Here is an 18,769-nt window from a genome sequence, read left to right as displayed (position 1 = left end):
CGAACAGACGCGCCGCTACTTCAAGGCTTGGAGCGACCGTGACGCCGACGCCGTGCTCGCGACATTCATCGAGGGAGGGACCTATCAGGATTGCATGACCGGCGGTCCGGTGGCTGGCGATGCGATGGAGGCGATGGCTGCGATTAAAGAAGAAGGGATCGCGAGCTTTTTTGAGGATGTGGCGACGAAGAGCGCGCTGCATTAAGGGCTCTGACAGGGCGTTCGTTTCGCCGCTGAGCTGCTGCGAATCCGTCCTCAGTTGAAAGATTTGCCATTGGGCGAATTCAAATCTGGCCGCGCTGCAAGCGCGACGCGTTCGATGATTGCGAAGATCAATTCGGCGGTCGTAGGTTTGGCTATAAATACGAAGGGTGGGAGATCGCGTAAATTGTCCAAATGAGCAGACAGGAGCGCGAGTTTGATGGTCGGCCATCGCCTCGCGACGACCTTGATCAACTGCAATTCTTTGCCTTCCTCGGTGTCATTGATCATCACGACCGCGATGTCGTTGGAGCTTTCCAGAATCTCAATAGCGTCGGAGACACGTTCGATTGAAAACGCGTCGAGGCCAAACCATTTGAACGCGGCGACCGCAAAGGTCGCAAGTTCCGGTTCGTGCTCGATCACGAGGGCTGCGGGCATCCTTGTTCCTCGGCCACCAATGGTCTGTTGAGCAATGATTACTCTGCAACATCGATCTACAACGCTCTTATGTCCGCGACCGTTTTCGACAGGGGCTGGTGGAAAAGCTACCGTTCGTCCAACAAAACGAATAGCCCCCTATTTGTGGAGTTCGATACTGCTGAATCGGTATCGGCGGGTATTGCGGGGCTCGCGTGTATAACTTGGGCGCAGTGGGTCGGCGAAGCGTTGAGCGCGCGAATGACTGCTGTGAAGCGGAGCGGCCCCCGAGGCGTCACTGTCGTCGCATTCCTGATGAGTTTCTTCGGTCTCGCAGAGGTGGCGACGGGTTTCACGCACCAATTCTTCGGCCTCACGACGGCAACCGGAACAACCTCCGCCTACGCAGGCGCATCGATTGGGGTTCTCCACGCAGCGGCAGGCTTGCTTGTCCTAATTATGAGGAAATGGGCGGCAGCGCTCGCGATGGTATGTCTGGTCGCTGATGTCGTTGGCCGAATTGCAATGGTCCTCACGGGACTCTATCCGGTCGATTCTCCTGCCCAGACCTTTGCAATTGTGACGGGCACGGCAGTTGTGGTTGCCTTCGCGATACACATCTTGTCGAAGTGGCGCGCTTTCGAGTGACAGTCGCGGGCGAAAAAGCGGCTTTTTGGCCCCTTATGGAAGGGCTGTCTTGCGTCCCTCCAATGCGTGCCACAAACTCAGCCTTGTGTTATCAATCTGTCGCCCAGTTGCTGAGGATTGCGCCCGTGCCAGACCCAAAACTCATCACCTCTCGGCTTTCGCGGTTCGTTGAGGAAAATGGCGCCCGCGTCGAAATTGCCATTTACCGTCTCGACGATACGGATTGGACGCTGGAGATCGTCGCCAGTGATGGTTGTGCGACTCTCTGGGAGGAGCCTTTCGAGTCTGAAGAGGCGGCGCTCGCCGAAGCGTTGAGCGCGATCAAGGACGAGGGGATCAAGAGTTTTTTCGAAGGTGCGGCGGGGAAGGGCGGGCTGCACTGAGGGCTTATTGCGCGGCATCGCATTTCGAGTGCGGTGCATTCGACCACTCTGCCACCTCTCCAATCCAAGGTGTGACGGATGGCAAATCAGCCGATCCGGTGGCGAGGCGGCGCAATAACATGAGCGCGAGCGACGGCGCAAGGCCCTGTCCCGATAATAGGCCGTCCCGCTGTCTGAATCTGCGCGAAGCGCCTCCTGGCCAGACTCCCTCTAAAAGACTTTAAAACCCGTGAAACCCGCGACACCCCGGCTTTTCCAATCATTTCCGCTTGACTTCGCGGTCGGCGCATTTTACCAAGCCCGACGGTTTGTCGTGGCTACCGCCGCGGCATTTTGCGTTTTTCAGACTCTGATGCTTCAGGCTCTGCTCTTCGCCCGAAAAACCGGACCCTGCCGGACGCTGCGTTTCGCGGCGGCAAGACTGGGTTCACCCTGCTGGTTCCACTGCAAAGAAGCCGGTCGCGCAATCCTGCGCAGAGCCGGATCGAACACGAGGAAAAACGATGTTCGCAGTTATCAAAACCGGCGGCAAGCAGTATCGCGTCGCCGCCGATGAACAGATCACCGTCATGTCCCTCGCCGGCGCTGCCGGCGAAATCGTGACCTTTTCCGATGTCCTGCTGGTCGAAAAGGACGGCGCCACCGAATTGGGCGCGCCCTTCGTCGCCGGCGCCTCGGTCAAGGCCGAAATTCTCGAACAGACGCGCGGCCCGAAGGTCATTTCCTTCAAGAAGCGCCGCCGCAAGAATTCGAAGCGCAAGCGCGGCCATCGTCAGGATCTGACGCTCGTCCGCATCACCGAAGTCGTCGCCTGACAGGCTCGCGCTTCGCTTGAACAGTTGAAACAGCCGCGAAAGCGGCCTGAGACAAATTTCGGAGCAGGATCATGGCTCACAAAAAAGCAGGCGGTTCATCCCGCAACGGGCGCGACTCGGAAGGTCGTCGCCTGGGTGTTAAAAAATTCGGCGGCGAGTCTGTCCGCGGCGGCAACATCATCGTTCGCCAACGCGGCACCAAATGGCACCCCGGCGTCAATGTCGGCATGGGCAAGGATCATACCCTGTTCGCCCTCGTCGACGGCAAGGTGTTGTTCAAGGCCCGCACCGACGGCCGCGCCTACATCAATGTAGTGCCGGTTCCGGTTCCGGCTCCGGCCGCGGAAGCAGCAGAGTAAGCGGAGGTCGCTTTCAGGGACCTCCGAGGCGCAAAGCCCCCGAGGATAGGCCCTGAATCGACCGGCTTGCGAGCCAAAACGATAAAAGGCCACGTTCCGGCGCGAAGAAGTCACATTCTTCCAGCAGGAATCGATCCAGAGCCAGATGCTCAAGGGGGAACGCGCGTCGTTTCCCCTTATCGTTTGCCTGGAGTCCAACATGTTTCCCGAACTCGCCCGCGACGATGTGTACCGTCTGGAAACCAGGCGGCTCTGGCTGCGCTGGCCGCGAGCCGCCGACGCGCCGCGCTTGAGCGAGTTGGCCGGCGAATGGGAAGTCGCGCGCATGACCGCGACGCTTCCTCATCCCTATCGTGTCGGCGACGCGGAAACTTTCATCAAAACCAGCCGCGAGGACGCCGCGCGCGGCGAGGCTTTGCGTTTCGTGCTGACCGACAAGGGCTTTCCGCGAACCTTGCTTGGAGCGATCGGCGTCGAAACTGGCGATGGCGGGCCGCAGCTTGGCTATTGGCTTGGCCGGCCGTTCTGGGGCAACGGCTACGCCAGCGAGGCTGCGGCGGCGATGACTGACGCCTTCTTCCTTATCACCGGGGAAAGCCAACTTGGCGCAACGGTTGTGGCGGAAAACGCCGCTTCGCGCTCCGTGCTGGAAAGTCTCGGCTTCGTTTTGGTCGAGAACCTTGATTCGGGGCCGGGACGCCTGGCTGGAAATCCAACCCTGCGTTTCGCCCTGCGGCGACGCGACTGGCAGGCGCAAAGCGACGCCGCTTGCGGCTTCGTGCGGGCTCCGATAGAGCCTTGACTTGAACAAAAAGGACCACGGGATCGCGCCAAAGGTTTTGGCGCGGTCGCGATGGATTTAACAACATGAAATTTCTCGACCAGACCAAGATCTATGTGCGTTCCGGCGACGGCGGCGCCGGCTGCGTTTCTTTCCGGCGCGAAAAATTCATCGAATTCGGCGGCCCCGATGGGGGCGACGGCGGACGCGGCGGCGATGTCGTCGCCGAATGCGTCGAAGGGCTGAACACGCTGATCGATTTTCGCTATCAGCAGCATTTCAAAGGCAAGACCGGCGGCCATGGCATGGGCAAGAACCGCCACGGCGCGGGCGGCGCCGACGCCGTGCTTAAAGTGCCGGAAGGCACCCAGATCTACGAGGAGGATGGCGAAACCCTGATCGCCGACCTGACCGAGGTCGGCCAGCGCGCGATCATCTGCAAGGGCGGCAATGGCGGCTTCGGCAATCTCCATTTCACCACTTCGACCAATCGGGCGCCGCGCCGGGCCAATGCCGGACAGCCGGGCGAGGAGCGCACGATCATCCTGCGCCTGAAACTGATTGCCGACGCCGGTCTGGTCGGGCTGCCCAACGCCGGCAAATCGACCTTTCTCGCCACTGTTTCGGCGGCCCGGCCGAAAATCGCCGACTATCCCTTCACCACTTTGCATCCCGGCCTTGGCGTCGTCGAAATCGACGAAAAGGAGTTTGTCCTCGCCGACATTCCCGGGCTGATCGAAGGCGCGCATGAGGGCCACGGGCTCGGTGACCGTTTCCTCGGCCATGTCGAACGTTGCGGCGTTTTGCTGCATCTGGTCGACGCCACCGGCGAACATGCGGGCAAGGACTACAAGGTGGTGCGCGGCGAACTTGCCGCCTATGGAAATGGGCTGGACGAAAAGCAGGAAGTCGTCGCATTGACCAAGATCGACGCCATCGACTCCGAGACGCTGAAACAACAGGTCGATCGACTGAAGCGCGCCATCCGCAGCGCCGGCCCGGTATTGCCGGAAGGCGAAAAGCCGCGCGCGCCGCTGAAGATTTCCGCCATTGCGGGCGAGGGCGTAACCGACGCGTTGCGCCTGGTCTGGAAATTGATCGAGACCCGACGGCGGGAAGCCGTCGCCCGCATTCCCCAGCCCGAATGGCGCCCTTAGTTCGTTTCATTTATCGCGACAAGTTGCGATAAATGAGTCCCTCGCGCTGGCTCCAGAGGGCGTCGAATGACGCCCGTCTTCGACAGGCTATGATCGCATTCGCTCCTGACCGATCCGCCGAGACGGATCGGCGGGGCGCAGGAATAAAAGAATGGAATTGCCTCGTCTCGATCAATTCAAGCGCATTGTCATAAAAGTCGGCTCATCGCTGCTGGTCGACCGCTCGCTCGGAAAAGTGAAGCGCGACTGGCTTCACGCATTGGCCGACGACCTCGCCGATCTGCACCGGCGCGGCGCCGACGTGCTGGTGGTGTCGTCGGGCGCGGTAGCTTTGGGGCGTTCGGTGCTGGGGCTGCCGGCCGGGGCGCTGAAACTGGAGGACAGCCAGGCTTCCGCCGCCGTGGGGCAGATCGCGCTGGCCCGCATCTGGGCCGAGGCCTTGGCTGAGCGAAAAATCGTCGCCGGGCAGATTCTCGTCACCCTCGGCGACACCGAGGAGCGGCGGCGCTACCTCAACGCCCGCGAAACGCTGGAGCGGCTGCTCGCCATGCGCGCCGTGCCGGTGATCAACGAGAACGACACGGTGGCGACCAGCGAAATCCGCTATGGCGACAATGACCGGCTGGCGGCGCGGGTCGCCACCATGGCTTCCGCCGATCTGCTGATCCTGCTGTCCGACATCGAAGGTCTTTACGACGCCCCGCCGGCCGACAATCCCGGCGCCAAGCTCATTCCGGTGGTGGCGCGGATCAACGCCGAGATCGAGGCCATGGCAGGCGGCGCGGCCTCGGAGCTTTCGCGCGGCGGCATGCAGACCAAGATCGAGGCGGGCAAGATCGCGACTTCCGGCGGCGCCCATATGGTGATCGCCGACGGCCGCCAGATCAACCCCGTGGCGCGGATCGGCGCGGGGGCGCCTTGCACCTGGTTCCTCACCCCCTCGACGCCGGTCACGGCGCGGAAAAAATGGATCGCCGGCTCGCTGGTTCCGCGCGGCGTGCTGCACATCGATGACGGCGCCGCCCGCGCGATCATCGCCGGCGCCAGCCTGTTGCCGGCAGGCGTGAAAAATGTCGAAGGCGATTTTTCGCGCGGCGATTGCGTATTGATCCGCAATGGTCTGGGCGGCGAGATCGGACGCGGCCTGGTCGGTTTCGACGCGCCGCGCGCCGCCCGCGTCATGGGCCGCAATTCGCGCGAAATCGCCCAGATTCTTGGCGCTGAGGAACGAGTGGAAATGATCCACCGCGACGATATGGCTTTGGCCGGGGATTTCTCGGTCGAGGGTTGATCCAGCGTCGATGCCCTGGCCGGTAAGGAGAACGTCGTGAAGGAATGGATTTCGGTCTTCGCCGACAGTGCGGTCATGGCGATCGACGCGGCGGCGGTGCTCATCGTCGCCGTCGGGGCTTTGGAAATGTTCATCGCCTGCGTCCGCTCGGTCATCCATCCCTCGCCGACCGGCCGCGATCTGCGCGACGCCTATCTGCGCTTTGCGCGCTGGCTGATGGCGGGCCTGACTTTCCAGCTCGCCAATGACATCATCGGCTCGGCCCGCGCGCCGAGTTGGGAAGAAATCGGGCGGCTTGCGGCGATCGCGTTCATCCGCACCTTCCTCAATTTCTTCCTCGAGCGCGACATCGCGGAGGCCGGACGGTTTCAGCTGGACGCGGACCAACCCGCCCCCAAGCCGCAGGATTGAGCGGGCCTTAGCTCTTGGGGCTCGTGGGGCTCTTGGGCGAAGCAGAGCCCCCAAGTTCTCGCAAGGCGGCGCGCAGGGTGGGGAAGATGGGGATCGATGTGTCGAAATCACGCCGCTCCAGCCAGTGCCGCCATTCGGTCGCCCGGCCGGCCGCGCACAGGCTGATGCCGCGCGCCGCCAAAGCGTCATTGATTTCCTTCAACGCAAACAGGCCGGTGGCGTCGATTTCCGACACCGGCAGCATATCGAGGACGACATGGTGGAGGCTCGGTCCCGCCTCGCCGACAGCCTCCAACATTTTCTGCTTGAAGAACGAGGCATTGAAGAAAACCAGTGGTCCGTTGAAGCGGAAGAACAGCAGGCCAGGTTCGGCTTGCGCCTGTTCATGGCGCGCGAGGGAATGAAAGCCGGGCAGGCCGTCCACCTTGCCGAGAATTTCGATCCGCGGGCGGGACACAAGCCGGACGAACCGGAGCAAAGCCAGCACGACGACAAACAGGATGGCGTTGACCGCCCCGACGGCGACGACGCCCACGGTGGCGAGAAGCGACAGCCCGGCCTCTACCGGATCGATCCGGTAGAGCATTCTCACTGTGCCGAGATCGACCAACGATAGACTCGCCATGACGAGCACGGCCGCCATCGCGGGAACGGGAACGTAGCGAAGCGGCCCTGTGAGAAAGACCAAGGCCAGCGCCACCACCGCGGCGGCGACGAGGCCGGTCGCCTGAGTGCGGCCGCCGGCGGCGTCGGCGACGGCGGTGCGGGAATCCGCGCCGCTGATGGTAAAACCCTGCGACAGGGCGGAGGCCAGATTGGCCACGCCGAGCGCAGCCAGGTCCTGGTCCGGGTCGACCTCGTAACCGTTTTTCGAAGCAAAACTGCGCCCCGTGAGCATCAGGCTGGAAAAACTCACCAGCGCCAATCCGGCCGCTTCGGCGCTCAAGCCGGGAAGAAGGCTCCAATCGAGCTGCGGCAGGCGCAAAGCCGGCAGACCGCCAGGGACGACGCCAAGGGTTTTGACGCCCTGGGCTTCCAGTCCGAACAGCGCGACCGCGCCTCCCGTCACAGCCATCGCGACAATGCTCGCCGGCACGGATCTGGCGTAGCGGGCCGTGGCGATCAGCACGGCGAAGGCGCTCAGCGCAACAAGGGCGGTCGGCAGTTGAATCTGGTCCAGCTTGCCCAACACCTCGATGAATGTGGGAATGATACGCTTCGCCGTGATCGTGAAGCCGAGCAGCTTGCCGATCTGGCCCAGCACGATCGACAGAGCGACGCCGTTGAGAAATCCGACCAGGATCGGCTTGGACAGGAAATCGGCCAAGGCGCCCAGACGCAGAAAACTCGCGGCGATGCAGAACAGGCCGGTGAGCAAGGCCAGAGTCACGGAAAGCGCGGCGTAGAGGCTGGGATCGTTGCCGGCCAAAGGCCCCACCGCAGCGGCCACGAGCGCGCAAGTGGCGGCGTCGGGGCCGACGATCACCTGCCGGGAACTGCCGAAAATGGCGTAGGCGACGAGCGGCAGGATGCTCGAATAGAGGCCAATTTCGGGGCTGAAGCCGGCCAGTTCGGCATAGGCGACGCCGACTGGAATGGCGACCGAAGCAACCGCGAGACCGGCGGCGACATCGGCTTTCACATCCGACGGTTTGTAACGCAGCAAAGCGGCAAGGCCGGGAGCATATTGGATCACGATATTATTTTTCTTTTGAGCGAGGGGACCGCCTGATCGTTTTCTACAATTATCTTGGGCGCGGCGCCCCAGCAAGCGGCGGCATATCCGGTCTGTCGGCGCGATTTCGGGCGCCATTTGGCGGCGGCGGCGCGCTCTGGTAAGGAATTTGGTCTGACGGCGCGTTCGGCCTGGTCATCGACGCCGGGCGTTGGATTGAGTGAAACGATGGAAAGCTTGCACATTATCGACGCGAAACCCGCCGATCTCGACGCCGATCTGCTGGCGCTCGGCCAGAAAGCCCGCAAAGCCGCGCGCAAACTCGCGCTGGCTTCACCGGAGCAGAAGAACAGCGCGCTGTTCGCCGCAGCCGCATTGTTGCGCGAAAAAACCACCGAACTGCTGGCGGCCAACGCCCAGGACATGACACAGGCGCGGGCGAAAAACCTGCCCGCCGCTTCGCTCGACCGTCTGTCGCTCAATGAGACGCGCATCGCCTCCATGGCGCAAAGCCTCGAGGACATAGCGGCGCTGCCCGATCCGGTCGGCCGTGTGCTGGAGCGTTTCGACCGCCCCAACGGCTTGCGCATCGAGCGTGTCGCCACGCCGCTCGGCGTGGTCGGGGTGATTTTCGAAAGCCGCCCCAATGTCACCGCCGACGCCGGGGCGCTCTGCCTGAAGGCCGGCAACGCCGCTATTCTTCGCGCCGGCTCCGAGAGCTTTCACTCGTCGCGGCTGATCCATTCCTGCCTCGTCGAGGGGCTGAAAGCCGCCGGCCTGCCGGAAGATTGCATCGCCTTGATCCCGACGCGCGACCGCGCCGCCGTGGGCGCCATGCTGGCGGGGCTGAATGGCGCCATTGACGTCATCGTGCCGCGCGGCGGCAAGAGCCTTGTCGCACGGGTGCAGGCGGAAGCGCGTGTTCCGGTCTTCGCCCATCTCGAGGGCATCGTTCATGTCTATGTTGATGGCGACGCTGATCTCGCCAAGGCCGAGAAAATCCTGCTCAACGCCAAATTGCGCCGCACCGGCATTTGCGGCGCGGCGGAAACCCTGCTGGTCGATCGCGCCGGCGCCGGGCGCCTGCTGGCGCCGCTGGTCGAGGCGCTGCTCGCCAACAAATGCGAAGTGCGCGGCGACGAGGCGACCTTGGCCGTTGACGATCGCGTGAAAAAAGCCAGCGAAGAGGATTGGACCACCGAATATCTCGACGCCATCATCGCGGTGAAACTGGTCGACGGCGTCGAGGGCGCCATCGACCATGTCGAGACTTACGGTTCCCACCACACCGATTGCATCGTCACCGAAAACCTGGGCCACGCCGAAAAATTCCTGCGCGAAGTGGATTCGGCCATCGTCATTCACAACGCCTCGACGCAATTCGCCGATGGCGGCGAATTCGGTTTCGGCGCCGAGATCGGCATCGCCACCGGGCGGATGCATGCGCGTGGGCCGGTCGGCGTGGCGCAGCTGACCTCGTTTAAATACGTCGTCCATGGCGCGGGCCAGACCCGGCCGTGAAAACTTCCGCCTGACCATGGCCCTTCTGCCGCCTCACGCGCCGGGAATGCGCATCGGCCTGTTCGGCGGCTCGTTCAATCCGCCGCACGCCGGCCACGCCCTGGTCTGCGCCATAGCCTTGCGGCGTCTGAGGCTCGACAGCCTGTGGCTGATGGTGTCGCCCGGCAATCCGCTGAAAGAAGCCGCTGGTCTCGCGCCCTTGGCGGAGCGCATGGCGGCTGCGCGACGTCTGACACGCGATTCCCGGGTGAAAGTCACCGGTTTCGAGGCGAAGATCGGCGCCCGCTATTCCTACCAGACCGTCGAACATTTGCTTCAAGCCTGTCCGGGCGTGAAATTCGTCTGGATCATGGGCGCGGACAATCTCGCCGACTTCTTCCGCTGGCGGCGCTGGCGCGATATTGCCCGGAAATTGCCGATTCTGGTGATCGACCGGCCGGGCTCGACCCATCGCGCGACGCGCGGCCTGGCGGCGGCCTGGTTCGAGCGGCGTCGTCTGCCGGAAAAATCCGCGAAAAACCTCGCCTTCCGTTCGCCGCCGGCGCTGATCGTGCTGCATGGGCCGCGCTCAACGCTTTCCTCGACGCAATTGCGGGCGCGACAGGCGGCTTTGCGATCAGGTGATTGATCTTTTTCCTTTCAGCCGCCATGTAAGTCGATAAAGTCAAACCCGCGCCCTGCGTGCGAAAACGAGAGGATTTTTGAACTGAGCCTTACCACAGCCAAAGGAGCGGAGCCTCAGCCCGCCGCCGGTTTCAACACCGCGCTTTTAACCCCGCTGGCGCGCGCCGTTTTGACCGCACTCGACGAATCGAAGGCGGAAGAGACCGTGATCATCGACCTCGCCGGCAAAACCTCTATCGCCGACTGGATGATCATCGCCAGCGGCCGTTCGACCACCCAGGTCGGCGCGCTGGCCGACCGTATCATCAAGGCGCTCAAGGAAGCTGGCGGCTCAACCCCAGCCGTCGAGGGCTTTCCCGCCAACGACTGGGTGCTGATCGACGCCGGAGACCTGATCGTCCATCTGTTCCGGCCGGAAGTGCGGCAGTTCTACAATCTCGAAAAAATGTGGGGCGTCGACCGGCCGGGCGAAAAGCGGCAAGGCGCTTGAGGCGAATTTCTTGAAAAAGGCGCGGAATTGAAACTGTTGCTGGTCGCGGTCGGGCGGCTAAAGGCTGGGCCCGAGCGCGAACTTGTGACGCGCTATGCCGAGCGCTGCGTCGCCAGCGGGCGAAAAATCGGCTTTTCCTCCTTTGAAATGCGTGAGATCGACGAATCGCGCGCTCGCCGCCCGGAAGACCGCAAGGCCGAGGAGGCGACGGCAATAGAAAGCCTGTTGCCCGCGCAAGCGAAAATCGTCTGCCTCGATGAGCGGGGCAGCGCGCTTTCCAGCGAGGATTTCGCTAAAAAGCTTGGGGTGTGGCGCGATTCTGGCGCCGGATGCTGCGCCCTGGTCATCGGCGGTCCGGACGGTTTGGACCGCTCTTTGCGGGAAAAGGCGGATCTGGCGCTGGCTTTCGGCGCCATGACCTGGCCGCATCAGATCGTCCGCGCCTTGGCGGCTGAACAAATTTTTCGCGCCATGACAATCCTTTCCGGGCATCCCTATCACCGAGCGTAACGTGCTATGCAACCTGGCGCCGTCTTGATCGTTAACTTGACCAATAGCTCGCCGGAGCCCCGCCGTGAATGTTGAAGATTCTTTTGATCTCGCCCCCTGCGGCCTGGCTCTGCTTGCGCCCGACGGTGTTTTCTTGCGGGTGAATCGCGCGCTGCTTGACTGGACCGGCTATTCGGCGCCCGAACTGGTGGGCGAGAAAAAGCTGGCAGACCTGCTGGACGGGGACGGGAATCGATTTTTTGCCGATCTCGCTTACGCACTGGCGCAGGAAAAAAGCTCCGTCGACGAAATTTTCCTGTTGCTGCACTGCAAATCGGGCGGATTGCTGCCGACCTACTTCAATTTTGCGCGCGGTGGCTCCAGCGCGGATGACGCCGGCGCGGCGACCATCCGTTTCGCGGCCTTTCGCGGCGAGTATCGCGCCCGCTACGAGGCGGAACTGCGCCAAGGCAAACAGGCGGCGGAGCAATTGGCGGCGATCGTCGCCAATTCCGGCGACGCCATCGTCAGTGTCAGTCCGAAAGGGGCGATTTTGAACGCCAACCGCGCCTTTTGCGATATTTTCCAATACGAGCCAGCGGAACTCGAGGGCGCGAAACTCGGCGACCTGATCGTGCCGGATGATTTCTGGCCGCAACATGCGGAGAAGCTGCAAAGGGCTTCCAGGGGTCCAATCAAGCCGCAGATCGTGCGTCGGCGGCGCAAGGACGGCCATCGGCTCGATTTTTCCCTCTCCACCGCGCCGATTCGCGATGAACAAGGCGAGGTCGTAGCGATCTCGGCGATCTACCGCGATGTTGGGCCGCTGATGCGCGCCGCCGAACATATCGAATTCCTGTTGCGCGAGGTCAATCACCGCTCGAAGAACATGCTCGCCGTGGTCCAGGCGGTGGCGCGGCAGACGGCTCGGCTCGCCGAGACCCCCGACCTTTTCATCGAGGGTTTCATGGCGCGTCTCGCCGCCATCGCCTCCAGCCACGACCTTCTGGTGTCCCGCGACTGGCGCGGCGTGCAGATCGCCGACCTGACCCACAGCCAGTTCAGCCATCTCGACGAGGAGACGCAGGCGAGAATCGCACTTTCCGGCGATCTGCTTGAAATCAATCCGCGCGCGGCCGAGGCCTACGGCCTGGCTTTGCACGAACTTTCGACCAACGCCGTTAAATATGGGGCGCTGTCGGCGCCGACGGGCGCGATCGAACTATGTTTCCACCTCGATCCCGAGCATAACAACTATGTTTTGACCTGGCGCGAGAGCGGTGGCCCGGCGGTGGTCGCGCCGCCCCGTGCCGGCTTTGGCAGCACCGTCCTGACCCGGATGGCGCCCATGGCGATCCAGGGCGAAAGCGCGCTTCACTATGCGACGGAAGGGCTAACCTATCGCCTTTCCGCGCCGCTGGCGCAGGTTACGATGAACGGCCAGGGGTGACGCGCCTTGGAGTCTTCAAAAAGAGCGCTGGCGGCGGAAGCGCCATTCGTGCCCATGCTGACTTGCCTATGCTGACTTCGAATGCGTCTTTAAGCTGAGGGCAAGCGAATCGGGCGGACGGCGGCGATGAATCCGGGAAGACAAAAGCGAAGCGGCCAAGCCGCGCCACATTCGGCGCGGATAGTCGTGCTTGTCTGGCTCGCCTGCTTCCCCGCGCGGGCGGAAAATCCGGCCCCGTCGCCCGTCGTGCAAGACCAGGGCAAAGACAAGAAAGCCGCCGATCTTGACGCCCAGCGGGTGCAATTCCAGGGTGTGCAGGACACGCTGGCGCAATCGGAGGCGCAGCGCAAAAAGATCGAGCAGGAAATCGCCTCCTTCCAGAACGATCGCGCCGCTTTGACCAAGGCTTTGCTCGACGCCAAGCAGAAGATCGACGAAGCGGAAAACAAAGCCGCCGAGGCGCAGAGCCGGCTCGACACGCTCACCGGCAGCGAGGCGGCGATCCGCCGTTCGCTCGACAGCCGGCGTGATGTGCTCGTTGAAGTTCTGTCGGCCCTCCAACGCATGGGCCGCAAGCCGCCTCCGGCTTTGCTGGCGCAACCGGAGGATGTTTTGCGCGCCATCCGCGCCTCGATGATGCTCGGCGCGGTGCTGCCGCAATTGCGCAACGAGACCGAGGCGCTTGCCAATGATCTGCAGGATCTGGTCAACCTGCGCCGCTCCATCGCGGGCGAGCGCGAAAACCTGGCGACGGAGACGGCGACGCGGCGAAAGGAAAGCGCGCGCCTCGAGGCGCTGATCGCGGAACGGCAAAAATCAATCGGCGAGGCGCAGGAAGCGCTGGCGGCCGAGCGGGCGCGGGCGGAAAAACTCAGCCATCAGGCCGCCAGCCTGAAGGATCTGATGGCGCGAATGGAAAGCGAGCTCGAATCGGCGAAAAACGCCGCCGAAAAGGCGCGCAAGGCCGATGAGGAACGTGAAAAACTTTCGGCGGAGGCGGCGGAGGAGGCCAAGGCGCGATTCGCCAGCGCCGCCCTGCGCGATCCGGCGCGTCTCGCCCCGGCCATCGCCTTCGCCGACGCCAAGGGCATGCTGTCGCTGCCGGCCAATGGCAGCGTGATCAAATATTTCGGCGCGACGAGCGAATTCGGCGGCGTGGAAAAGGGACTTTCTCTCGCGACGAGGCCGCGCGCCATTGTTTCGTCGCCAAGTGATGGCTATATCGCATTTTGCGGGCCGTGGCGGAGCTATGGGCAGCTCTTGATCGTCAACGCTGGCGGCGGTTATTATGTCGTGCTGGCGGGCTTGCAGCATATCGACGTGGCCGTCGGCCAGTTCGTGCTTGCCGGCGAACCGGTCGGCTCGATGGGCGACGGGATGGCGAAAACGGCGGCCGCCGTCGCAATTGGGGCGACGCAGCCGGTGCTTTATGTTGAGTTTCGCAAAGACGGGGCGGCAATCGATCCGGGTCCATGGTGGACGAAACCGGAAATTCAAAGGGTTCGCGGATAATGCGCAAAACATCTCTGGTCCTGCTCGGCGTCCTCATGGGCGCCTCGGCCGTCTCCCTTGTCTCTCAGACGAGTTCCTTGCGCGGCGGTTCGGCCATAGCCGCCGCCTCGGACGTCTATCGCGACCTCAATCTGTTCGGCGACGTATTCGAAAAAGTCCGCGCCGATTATGTCGAAAAGCCTGACGACAAGAAAATGGTCGAGGCGGCGGTCAGCGGCATGCTCACCTCGCTCGATCCGCATTCGAGCTATATGGACGCCAAAAGCTTCCAGGACATGCAGGTGCAGACGCGCGGCGCCTTCGGCGGCCTCGGCATAGAAGTCATGCAGGAGGACGGCCTGGTCAAGGTGGTCGCGCCGATCGACGACACCCCCGCGGCGCGCGCCGGCATTCTCTCCGGCGACCTCATCACCGCCATCGACGGCGAGAACGTGCAGGGCATGACCCTCAACCAGGCCGTCGACAAGATGCGCGGCGACGTTAACACCAACGTCAAGCTGACTGTTCTGCGCGGCCCCAAGAAGGACAAAGTGGATGTCACGCTGACTCGCGCGGTCATCCAGATCAAGTCGGTTCGCTCGCATGTCGATCAGCCCGATGTCGGCTATATCCGCATCACTCAGTTCACCGAACAGACCTTTGACGGCCTCAAGGAGGCGCTGGCCAAGATCCAGCACGACATCCCGGCGGACAAGTTCAAGGGTTATATCCTCGACCTGCGCAACAATCCCGGCGGTCTGCTCGACCAGTCGGTGGCGGTGGTCAACGCCTTCATCGATCATGGCGAGATCGTCTCCACGCGGGGACGCAACGCAGACGAAACGCAGCGCTACAACGCCCGCCCGATCGACCTTTCCAAGGGCAAGCCGGTGGTCGTGCTCATCAACGGCGGCTCGGCCTCGGCTTCGGAGATCGTCGCTGGCGCGCTGCAGGATCACAAGCGCGCCACGCTGATCGGCACGCGCTCCTTCGGAAAGGGCTCGGTGCAGACCATTATCCCGCTCGGCCAGAGCAACGGCGCCCTGCGGTTGACCACGGCTCGTTATTACACGCCGTCGGGCCGCTCGATCCAAGCCAAGGGCATCGAGCCGGACATCCAGGTGCTGGAGGACGTGCCGGACGAGTTGAAGGGCAAGGACGCGACCGAGGGCGAGGCTTCGCTCAAGGGCCATCTGAAGAACGGCGATGCCGAGGAGCATGGCTCCCAAGCCTATGTTCCCGCGGACGAAGCCAAGGACAAGGCGCTGCACGCCGCCCTCGATCTTCTGCGCGGCGTCAAGACCGCCGAGGCTCTGAAGTCCGAAATGGCCAAAGTCCAGGCGGTGAAATCCGATGCCGCCAAGGCTGAGGCGCCCAAGACCGAAGCCCCCAGGACCGAAAAGGCGCCCGATGCGCCGGTGGTGATTCCGCCGCTCGGGTCGCCCGAACCGGTGCTCAGGCAGGGCCCGGCCACCCAGCCGAACTGATCCCGATTCGGCCTCGACGGAGCCAGTAGAAATTTAAAGCCCCGGTCGCAGCGGCCGGGGCTTTTTTTTGCGATATGGAGCGTAAAACGAAAAGCCGGAATAACGATCCGATTTCATCGGGATTGCCGCGAAAATCTGTCACATTTGATGAAAAAAGCCTAAAGCTTATCGGAGCGAACTTTTATTGCGATTTGAATTGCTGGCGAAAAAACCATGCTTAACGATCTCAACCGCCCGCTAGGAGTGGACCGGGAGCCGCCGCCGCGAAACGTGCGGAAACGGCACTGGCTGGTTGCCTCCCTGGTCCTTGGACTCGCGGGTCTCGGAATTGCCGCTGGCCTGATCGGCGGAAAAATCGACCCGGGGGCGGTCGCGCCGATTCAGCCGCTGGCGCCGCCGTCTTCGTCCGCCGCCGCGCGGCCATCGGCCAGCTACGACGGCGTTGAATCCGCGCAACAGGTCGAGACGGAAAGCGGCGTAAAAGTCTTTCGCGGCGGCGGGACGGCGCCCGGTTCGGTGATCATCAGGGCGCCGGGGACGGCGCTGAAGCCGGCGCCCGATGGACGGCTGGTCGAAGACAGCCGTTACGGCCTGCTGCCGCGACGCGGCGCCGACGGCGCCTCGCCTTCTTCCGTTTACGCCAGCCCGAAGGCCATGCAGCCGCCGATCAAGCCCGGAACGCCGCGCATAACTTTGGTGGTCGGCGGCATGGGCTTGAATCCCGCGGCGACCAGAGAGGCTATCGCGAGCCTGCCGGCGGCCGTCACGCTCGCTTTCGCGCCTTATGGCGCGGATCTGGCGGCGCAGGCGGCGGCGGCGCGCGAAGCGGGGCATGAAATCCTGCTCCAGTCGCCGATGGAGCCGTTCAACAGCGCCGATTTCTTTGGACCGCATGTGCTGAGCGCCACCGACAGCGCCAAGGCGGCCGAAGATTTGCACTGGCAGATGGGACGTTTCGTCGGCTATACCGGCGTGATGAATTTTCTCGGCGGCCGTTTCACCGCAAACCAGGTCGCGACCCAGGGTTTCATGCGCGAACTGGCGGCGCGAGGGCTCGATTTCGTCGACGACGGTTCGTCGCCGCAGAGCGTCGCCGGCGCCATCGCCAGCCAATATGGCGTAGGCTTCGTCAAGGCCGATCTGCGTCTCGATGAATCGCTGCGGCCCGAGGCGATCGACGCGGCTTTGGCGCGGCTGGAATCGCTGGCGCGCGAGAAAGGTTTTGCGGTGGGATATGCCGCTGGTTTGCCGGCGGCCAACGAGCGCATCGCGCGTTTCGCTGCCGAATTGGAGCGTCGCGGTCTGGCGCTCGTTCCGCTTTCCGCGGCGATCCGCGATAAAAGCTCGACGCCGGCGGATAAGAGCCAATCGCGACCCGATTGAATCGGATCGGAATAGACTCTAGTTTTTTGATTTTATGCGTATTCGCTAACGCGGACCGAACCGGTATACGCTTCGCTTTAGAACGTTTTGTCTGGCGAGAAGAGGTGAGTGGTCGATGGATCCCCAGTCATATCGTCCCTGTGTCGGGATCATGCTGATCAATCCGCAAGGCCTGGTATTCGTCGGCCGGCGCAAGACCCGGCGTGGACCGGACCTGGTCGCGGCTCAATATGAATGGCAGATGCCTCAGGGCGGGATCAATGAGGGCGAGGAGCCTTACGACGCCGCCTTGCGCGAATTGCGAGAAGAAACCAGCGTCAACAGCGTCAGTTTTCTCGCCGAGACGTCGGACTGGCTCAGCTACGACCTGCCTTCGGACGCCAAGAAAAAAAGCTGGCGGGGGCGCTATCGCGGCCAGAAGCAGAAATGGTTCGCCCTCAAGTTTACTGGAGAGGATTCGGAGGTCGATATCGACGCGCCCGACGGCGGCAGGCACAAGGCGGAATTCGACGCCTGGCGCTGGGAGCGCCTGGAGCGCCTGCCAGAATTGATCGTGCCGTTCAAACGCGAGGTTTATGAGGCCGTCTGCGCGCAATTCGCGCCTCTGGCGGAGGAGGGATAAGCTTCCGCAGGGAAGCGTAGTGGTTCGGGTGGGAGCCGGAGCCCAGATCGATTCAACCGGATCGGAAAAGGCTCTAGCCGCGGACGCGGCTCATACCCGCGCGGGCGGTGGGTTCGTCGCCGTTGAGCGACAGCGCGCGCTGATAGTTTTCCAGCGCCTTCTGGCGGTCGCCTTTTTTCTCATAGGCAAGGCCGAGGCTCGCCCAGGCTTCGGCGTTCTTGTTGTCGACGTTGAGCGCGGCGTTGAAGTCCTCGATCGCCTTGTCGTATTTGCCCAGGGCCAGCAGGCTCTGGCCGCGCGCCTCATAGGGCGCGGCGGCGAAGGGATCGCGGTCGATGGCGTTGTCGAAATCGGTGACGGCGCGCTCGTTCTGCCCCTGCTTCTGTTCGATCAAGCCCCTGGCGTGGAAGGATTGGGCGTTTTCCGGGTTGAGGCGGATCGCCTGGTCGAGATCGTGCAGGGCCGGGTCGAGCTGGCCCTGGGCGCGCTCGACGTTGGCGCGGCCGAGATAGGCGGGGCCGTGATTGGGGTTGGACTCGATGGCGTGGGTGAAATCGGCCAGCGCCGCGTCATTGGCGCCGGTCTGGCGTTCGGCCAAAGCCCGGTTGGTATAGGCCGAGGCGGAATGGGGATCGAGCTTGATCGCTTGCGAGAAATCAACAATGGCCTGATCGAAACGGCCGATCTTGGCGTAAGCGACGCCGCGCGTATTATAGGCTTCCGGGTCGTTGGGATGGCTCTCGATGACGCGGTTCAGCGAATCGATATTGGCCTCCACCGCCTTGGGATCGGCGCTCGAGGTTTCCGCGTAGCCGGGACCGCGTCGGCCGCTATTCGGGCCGGTCATCGATTCGCAGCCGGCGAGCGGCGCCGCCAGAGCCAGCGAAGCAGCGAAAATCAGAATTTTGCGATGGCCCGCCATTCTAAATTCCAATCTGATCGATTCAATTCGCTTGTCGCCCTGCCATGCGGAAAACGCTTGAAGGAGGGATACGGCGAGGCGCAAGCTATTAGCGCAGGGTGAACAATTTGTTAACCGTTTACCGCCTGAGGAGAAGGCGAACAAGCACA

At 63.0% G+C, this 18,769-nt stretch carries 21 protein-coding genes and 1 tRNA gene; 18 read left to right on the top strand and 4 right to left on the bottom strand.

Annotated elements, in window-relative coordinates; all coding sequences use genetic code 11:
• Positions 1-205, top strand: a 205-nt coding sequence (locus ACLP2E_RS00395) for a hypothetical protein (protein WP_442464821.1), incomplete at its 5' end; no start/stop codon positions are given.
• A gap of 50 nt (positions 206-255) precedes the next feature.
• Here the strand turns inward: ACLP2E_RS00395 and ACLP2E_RS00390 are convergent.
• Entirely contained in the window at positions 256-642 is a 387-nt protein-coding gene (locus tag ACLP2E_RS00390) for a hypothetical protein (RefSeq protein ID WP_442464820.1), read from the bottom strand.
• Between the two features lie 27 nt (positions 643-669).
• Here ACLP2E_RS00390 and ACLP2E_RS00385 point away from each other — a divergent pair, with 27 nt between their 5' ends.
• Positions 670-1,269 carry a hypothetical protein gene (locus tag ACLP2E_RS00385; protein ID WP_442464819.1) on the top strand — a complete coding sequence of 200 codons (600 nt, stop codon included), beginning with the start codon at positions 670-672 and terminating at the stop codon, positions 1,267-1,269.
• Between the two features lie 125 nt (positions 1,270-1,394).
• A complete protein-coding gene (locus ACLP2E_RS00380; protein ID WP_442464478.1) occupies positions 1,395-1,652 on the top strand; it encodes a hypothetical protein in 258 nt (85 codons plus the stop codon).
• Here ACLP2E_RS00380 and ACLP2E_RS00375 read toward each other — a convergent pair.
• Positions 1,632-1,713, bottom strand: a tRNA-Ser gene (locus tag ACLP2E_RS00375). The genes ACLP2E_RS00380 and ACLP2E_RS00375 overlap by 21 nt on opposite strands.
• Positions 1,714-2,155: 442 nt before the next feature.
• On the opposite strand from ACLP2E_RS00375, the gene rplU reads away from it, so the two are divergent.
• From rplU to ACLP2E_RS00345, 6 genes are all read left to right on the top strand, one after another.
• A complete protein-coding gene (gene rplU / locus ACLP2E_RS00370) occupies positions 2,156-2,467 on the top strand; it encodes a 50S ribosomal protein L21 (RefSeq protein WP_442464477.1) in 312 nt (103 codons plus the stop codon).
• Between the two features lie 71 nt (positions 2,468-2,538).
• Positions 2,539-2,826, top strand: a complete 288-nt coding sequence (gene rpmA / locus ACLP2E_RS00365; protein WP_442464476.1) for a 50S ribosomal protein L27 — start codon at positions 2,539-2,541, stop codon at positions 2,824-2,826.
• Positions 2,827-3,025: 199 nt separating this feature from the next.
• Positions 3,026-3,628, top strand: a complete 603-nt coding sequence (locus ACLP2E_RS00360) for a GNAT family N-acetyltransferase (RefSeq protein ID WP_442464818.1) — start codon at positions 3,026-3,028, stop codon at positions 3,626-3,628.
• 65 nt (positions 3,629-3,693) lie between these two features.
• Positions 3,694-4,764 (top strand): GTPase ObgE, encoded by a 1,071-nt coding sequence (obgE, locus tag ACLP2E_RS00355; RefSeq protein ID WP_442464474.1) that lies wholly within the window; start codon positions 3,694-3,696, stop codon positions 4,762-4,764.
• 151 nt (positions 4,765-4,915) lie between these two features.
• Entirely contained in the window at positions 4,916-6,055 is a 1,140-nt protein-coding gene (gene proB / locus ACLP2E_RS00350) for a glutamate 5-kinase (protein ID WP_442464817.1), read from the top strand.
• A gap of 36 nt (positions 6,056-6,091) precedes the next feature.
• Entirely contained in the window at positions 6,092-6,466 is a 375-nt protein-coding gene (locus ACLP2E_RS00345) for a DUF1622 domain-containing protein (RefSeq protein WP_442464472.1), read from the top strand.
• 7 nt (positions 6,467-6,473) lie between these two features.
• On the opposite strand, the gene ACLP2E_RS00340 is transcribed toward ACLP2E_RS00345, so the two are convergent.
• Entirely contained in the window at positions 6,474-8,162 is a 1,689-nt protein-coding gene (locus tag ACLP2E_RS00340) for a SulP family inorganic anion transporter (RefSeq protein ID WP_442464471.1), read from the bottom strand.
• Positions 8,163-8,369: 207 nt separating this feature from the next.
• Between ACLP2E_RS00340 and ACLP2E_RS00335 the strand changes: the two genes are divergently transcribed.
• The 9 genes from ACLP2E_RS00335 (at position 8,370) to ACLP2E_RS00295 (ending at position 17,698) form a co-directional block, all read left to right on the top strand.
• Positions 8,370-9,662 carry a glutamate-5-semialdehyde dehydrogenase gene (locus ACLP2E_RS00335; protein WP_442464822.1) on the top strand — a complete coding sequence of 431 codons (1,293 nt, stop codon included), beginning with the start codon at positions 8,370-8,372 and terminating at the stop codon, positions 9,660-9,662.
• Positions 9,637-10,290, top strand: coding sequence for a nicotinate-nucleotide adenylyltransferase (locus tag ACLP2E_RS00330; protein ID WP_442464470.1), 654 nt, complete (start codon positions 9,637-9,639; stop codon positions 10,288-10,290). The genes ACLP2E_RS00335 and ACLP2E_RS00330 overlap by 26 nt, the downstream gene beginning before the upstream one ends.
• Before the next feature lie 165 nt (positions 10,291-10,455).
• Positions 10,456-10,776: a ribosome silencing factor gene (rsfS, locus tag ACLP2E_RS00325; protein WP_442464469.1), complete on the top strand. Its 321-nt coding sequence runs from the start codon at positions 10,456-10,458 to the stop codon at positions 10,774-10,776.
• Between the two features lie 27 nt (positions 10,777-10,803).
• Positions 10,804-11,286, top strand: a complete 483-nt coding sequence (gene rlmH / locus ACLP2E_RS00320; RefSeq protein ID WP_442464468.1) for a 23S rRNA (pseudouridine(1915)-N(3))-methyltransferase RlmH — start codon at positions 10,804-10,806, stop codon at positions 11,284-11,286.
• A gap of 64 nt (positions 11,287-11,350) precedes the next feature.
• On the top strand, positions 11,351-12,715 hold the full coding sequence (locus ACLP2E_RS00315) for a sensor histidine kinase (RefSeq protein WP_442464467.1): 1,365 nt from the start codon (positions 11,351-11,353) through the stop codon (positions 12,713-12,715).
• A 186-nt stretch (positions 12,716-12,901) separates the two neighbouring features.
• A complete protein-coding gene (locus ACLP2E_RS00310; RefSeq protein WP_442464466.1) occupies positions 12,902-14,227 on the top strand; it encodes a murein hydrolase activator EnvC family protein in 1,326 nt (441 codons plus the stop codon).
• Positions 14,227-15,693, top strand: a complete 1,467-nt coding sequence (locus ACLP2E_RS00305; protein WP_442461116.1) for a S41 family peptidase — start codon at positions 14,227-14,229, stop codon at positions 15,691-15,693. The genes ACLP2E_RS00310 and ACLP2E_RS00305 overlap by 1 nt, the downstream gene beginning before the upstream one ends.
• 213 nt (positions 15,694-15,906) lie before the next feature.
• On the top strand, positions 15,907-17,076 hold the full coding sequence (locus ACLP2E_RS00300; RefSeq protein WP_442464816.1) for a divergent polysaccharide deacetylase family protein: 1,170 nt from the start codon (positions 15,907-15,909) through the stop codon (positions 17,074-17,076).
• A gap of 115 nt (positions 17,077-17,191) precedes the next feature.
• On the top strand, positions 17,192-17,698 hold the full coding sequence (locus ACLP2E_RS00295; RefSeq protein ID WP_442461114.1) for an RNA pyrophosphohydrolase: 507 nt from the start codon (positions 17,192-17,194) through the stop codon (positions 17,696-17,698).
• Between the two features lie 73 nt (positions 17,699-17,771).
• Here ACLP2E_RS00295 and ACLP2E_RS00290 read toward each other — a convergent pair whose 3' ends face one another.
• Positions 17,772-18,620, bottom strand: coding sequence for a tetratricopeptide repeat protein (locus ACLP2E_RS00290; protein ID WP_442461113.1), 849 nt, complete (start codon positions 18,618-18,620; stop codon positions 17,772-17,774).
• Positions 18,621-18,769 lie beyond the last annotated feature (149 nt).

It is taken from the genome of Rhodoblastus sp. (assembly GCF_052145335.1).
Lineage (GTDB): Bacteria > Pseudomonadota > Alphaproteobacteria > Rhizobiales > Beijerinckiaceae > Rhodoblastus.
The sequence above is the reverse complement of the archived record's forward strand: the minus strand, read 5'-3'. Positions and strand labels throughout refer to the sequence as shown.

Coding starts and splice junctions, on each gene's coding strand:
- ACLP2E_RS00390 (WP_442464820.1), bottom strand. CDS start 642: ATGCCCGCAGCCCTCGTGATCGAGCACGAACCGGAACTTGCGACCTTT.
- rplU (WP_442464477.1), top strand. CDS start 2,156: ATGTTCGCAGTTATCAAAACCGGCGGCAAGCAGTATCGCGTCGCCGCC.
- rpmA (WP_442464476.1), top strand. CDS start 2,539: ATGGCTCACAAAAAAGCAGGCGGTTCATCCCGCAACGGGCGCGACTCG.
- ACLP2E_RS00360 (WP_442464818.1), top strand. CDS start 3,026: ATGTTTCCCGAACTCGCCCGCGACGATGTGTACCGTCTGGAAACCAGG.
- obgE (WP_442464474.1), top strand. CDS start 3,694: ATGAAATTTCTCGACCAGACCAAGATCTATGTGCGTTCCGGCGACGGC.
- proB (WP_442464817.1), top strand. CDS start 4,916: ATGGAATTGCCTCGTCTCGATCAATTCAAGCGCATTGTCATAAAAGTC.
- ACLP2E_RS00335 (WP_442464822.1), top strand. CDS start 8,370: ATGGAAAGCTTGCACATTATCGACGCGAAACCCGCCGATCTCGACGCC.
- ACLP2E_RS00330 (WP_442464470.1), top strand. CDS start 9,637: ATGGCGCGGGCCAGACCCGGCCGTGAAAACTTCCGCCTGACCATGGCC.
- ACLP2E_RS00305 (WP_442461116.1), top strand. CDS start 14,227: ATGCGCAAAACATCTCTGGTCCTGCTCGGCGTCCTCATGGGCGCCTCG.
- ACLP2E_RS00300 (WP_442464816.1), top strand. CDS start 15,907: ATGCTTAACGATCTCAACCGCCCGCTAGGAGTGGACCGGGAGCCGCCG.
- ACLP2E_RS00295 (WP_442461114.1), top strand. CDS start 17,192: ATGGATCCCCAGTCATATCGTCCCTGTGTCGGGATCATGCTGATCAAT.
- ACLP2E_RS00290 (WP_442461113.1), bottom strand. CDS start 18,620: ATGGCGGGCCATCGCAAAATTCTGATTTTCGCTGCTTCGCTGGCTCTG.